The sequence below is a fragment of the Kitasatospora sp. NPDC043950 genome (assembly GCF_056435345.1).
This window is the reverse complement of record NZ_JBWKER010000129.1, coordinates 1-2,963: the sequence shown is the minus strand read 5'-3', so window position 1 is coordinate 2,963 and position 2,963 is coordinate 1. Positions and strand designations below refer to the sequence as shown.

The 2,963-nt window shown below is 70.7% G+C and carries 3 protein-coding genes and 1 pseudogene; 1 reads left to right on the top strand and 3 read right to left on the bottom strand.

Going from position 1 to position 2,963, the window contains the following annotated elements; genetic code table 11:
- Positions 1 to 165: 165 nt before the first annotated feature.
- Together AC07BF_RS37725 and AC07BF_RS37720 are read right to left on the bottom strand one after the other, a co-directional pair.
- On the bottom strand, positions 166 to 1,008 hold the full coding sequence (locus AC07BF_RS37725; protein ID WP_478334598.1) for a hypothetical protein: 843 nt from the start codon (positions 1,006 to 1,008) through the stop codon (positions 166 to 168).
- A gap of 4 nt (positions 1,009 to 1,012) precedes the next feature.
- A complete protein-coding gene (locus tag AC07BF_RS37720) occupies positions 1,013 to 1,495 on the bottom strand; it encodes a hypothetical protein (protein ID WP_478334597.1) in 483 nt (160 codons plus the stop codon).
- A gap of 518 nt (positions 1,496 to 2,013) precedes the next feature.
- Between AC07BF_RS37720 and AC07BF_RS37715 the strand changes: the two genes are divergently transcribed.
- On the top strand, positions 2,014 to 2,499 hold the full coding sequence (locus tag AC07BF_RS37715; RefSeq protein WP_478334596.1) for a DUF5959 family protein: 486 nt from the start codon (positions 2,014 to 2,016) through the stop codon (positions 2,497 to 2,499).
- Positions 2,500 to 2,504: 5 nt separating this feature from the next.
- Here AC07BF_RS37715 and AC07BF_RS37710 read toward each other — a convergent pair.
- A pseudogene (locus tag AC07BF_RS37710) lies at positions 2,505 to 2,963 on the bottom strand (IS110 family transposase); the annotation flags it as partial.

Sequence of the window (2,963 nt, the reverse complement as noted above, 5' to 3'; positions counted from 1 at the left end):
TGCAGATCCCTTTGCCCTACTTGCACGTTTGACAGACTGTCGGTGTGACCGGGCGGTTCATTTGGCGGGTTGGCTGTCTGGATGCTTCGGTCTGTGGGCCCGGCCGGTCAAGGCACCACCCTGACAGGGGGTGTTGCAGTCTGACGGTCCTCTACAGCGAGGCGTTCACACGCGAGGCCCCGGGGCCGGTGGCTGCGCGGTGGCGTCCGCGAGGATCGCGCGGCGGGCGTCGAGAGCAGCGGCCAGCAGGCGTTCGTCCAGTTCCGTCTCAGCGTCCCGGGTGGAGTCGTTGACGGGGATGCGGGAACGTCGGTCGATCAGCGCCGCCACGGCCGGCAGAGCGGGCAGTGCGTGGTGGCCCATCGTCGCGAGGCCTGCCAGGTAGTGCTCGCCAACCGTGTACTCGCCCGGGTGCGGTGTGATGAGGGCGAGCAGTCGGGGCAGTGCCGACGGGCCCGCGTGACGCAGCCACAGCGGGGCGCACAGGGCCTGCATCCGACCTGGCCACCGAAACGTGAGGTTGTACAGCTGGGCCGTCTGCCGGAAAGTCAACGGCCCCGAGTCCAATAGCGCGCCGAAGATCGCGGGGGCGTGTGCAAGGCGGCCTATCCCCACGGGTTTGGCCGCCAGGAGCGCTGCCGCGGATGCGCTGTCGTACGACGGCGTAGCGCCGGGGCAGGGGTGACGGGCCTTCGGGTACGGCGTGAACGGGACCGTGGCCGCCAGGGCGCCGTGCGCACGCATCGCCGCTCTCGAGATCGAGGCCGTTGTGAGGGCCTTCGCCATGGCAGCGCTGACGCTCTGCCCGCAGTGACGGACGAGCAGGGGCAACAGGTCGACCGGGGCCGCCCGCCAGTCGTGACACGCTTCGCGGGCGAGATCTGCGCCGATGTCCCGCGTTACGGGGTCGGCGAGGAGGCGGGCCGTGACCGTGTACGTGTGCTGCTCGCGCCCCAGCCGGTACAGCACCTGCCCCCAGTCCCGTCCGATGCCCTCCAGGTAATGCACGGCTTCACGGGCGTCGGCGTGCAGCGCTGCGTCCAGAGGCCGGCCATCGCTCGGGCGGGGCCGCCCGCAGGGTCTCCAGGTGGGCAAGGAAGCGGACGGACGCCAGGGGGCCGGCTCGCAGGTGGGCGATGCGGGCGCCGAGTGCGTGGGCGAGAACGGTGCGCACGACGGGGTCGGTGAGTTCGCCGAGGGCCGTGAGGGCGAGGTCGCGGCGCCCTGCGTCCACGACGAGCCTCGCGGCCCGGCGCCGTACTTCCTCATCGGGGTCGGTGAGTCGGGCCACCCCGGCGTCCGCGGCTTCGGGCCAGGGCCCGTCGTGGGCAAGGCTCCGGAGGAGAGCGAGTACCTCACCGCGTACGACAGGGTTGTCGGAGTGCGCGAGCCGCAGGAGCCGGGAGGCGACGGGTCCGGTGCGGTCGGCGCGTACCGCGTCGAAGACCGCGATGCGGGAAGGGCTGGCAGGCGTGGTGGCGGTTCCTGAGGCCACGGCCTCGTCCAGCCACTTCACCGGACGGGGCGGTGGCGGCCGTTCCGTGCAAGAGATTCGATCATGCGGCCGATCATGTCATGCGCGGCGACGCAGCGACCATGGTTTTCGGGCTCGCAGAGCCGCGAGGTCGGTGATCCCGGGTGCGCGGGCAGCCAGACCGAGCCCTGGAACGGCTCCCGGACCACCCACGCAGACGATGGTCTCCGTTCAGTGCTGCCAGCGCTACCTGTCATCCCGCACGGACTGCCCATCGCTGTCTCGGAACGGTCCTTCTACCGCACACCCCGCTGAGCCCCCACCGGGCCCAGGCGTCGGCCGCGGGGGCCTCTGAGGCGTCGTCCGGCCTGCTGCGCCGGCCGGGCCGTACCGAACCCACGTAGACACCTCACGGCGCGAAGGCGTCAAGTCGGGGCCGAGGCCCGGGCGGTTCTTTTCGAACAGGATGGTCTCGCTAGGGCCAGCTGCTGCGGTCATCCCGCGACACGAGAGGATGCAGGGCGAGACGGACGACGAGAGTGAGCGACGACGAGATGACCGACCCTGTCCCGGTAGACCTGATTGACCTCGCCGACGAGGACGGGAGCCGCTGCATCGTGCGGGTCACCGGGCGCTTCAAGTCTGGTGACCCGATGCTCCACGACATCCTGCGTGCGGATGTTCTCGTGTCCGCGAGCTTCGTCGACGCCCGGTTGGACGTCTTCCTCTCCCCGCACGACCTGGACGCATGGCAGCAGGCGCTTTCCGCCCTGGCTCCTGGGCGGGACGCCAGCATCGGCGGTGACCGCGGGCTGACGCTCGGATTCCACCTCCACGAGGACGGTTGGCTCTCGATCACGGTCGACGATCCGGACCGCCTCATCACCATGATCGGGGCCCGCCCGGAGGAGAACTGGATCAGCGACCACCACGAACGCCTGGAACAGGTCCGGCGGACGTGGCCCGTTGAGGTCGTCGAGACGGCCCCGGGTGTCTACGAGTGGAGCGCCGATCGCGGGCGCTGAGTGCCTCAAGCGGTTGCCGCAGGTGGCGCGGGGAAAGCCGGTTGTTCGTCGAAGAGTCGGCGGCTCTTGAGGCAGTGGTAGAGCTGGCCGAGCATGCGGTTGAAGAGGTTGCGCTGGGCGGCGGTGTGCCAGTCGTCGTGGTCGTCGCGGCGGCGCCGGTAGTGGGCTTTCGCGCCGGGTGAGGCGGTGATGGCAGAGAAGGCCCAGAGGTAGCCGGCGTGGTTGAGCCGGTCGTTCTTCACCCAGCGGCGGGTGATGCTGGACTTCTTGCCTGAGGCCCGGGTGACCGGGGAGGCCCCGGCGTATGCCTTGAGGCCGCGCGCGTCGGCGAAGCGTGCGCGGTCGTCGCCGATCTCGGCCAGGACCCGGGCGCCGAGCTGGGTGCCGAGGCCGGGGGCAGCTGCAGATGATCTCGGCGTCCGGGTGTCTCGGGAACACGTCCTTGAGGGCCTGGGCGAGCAACC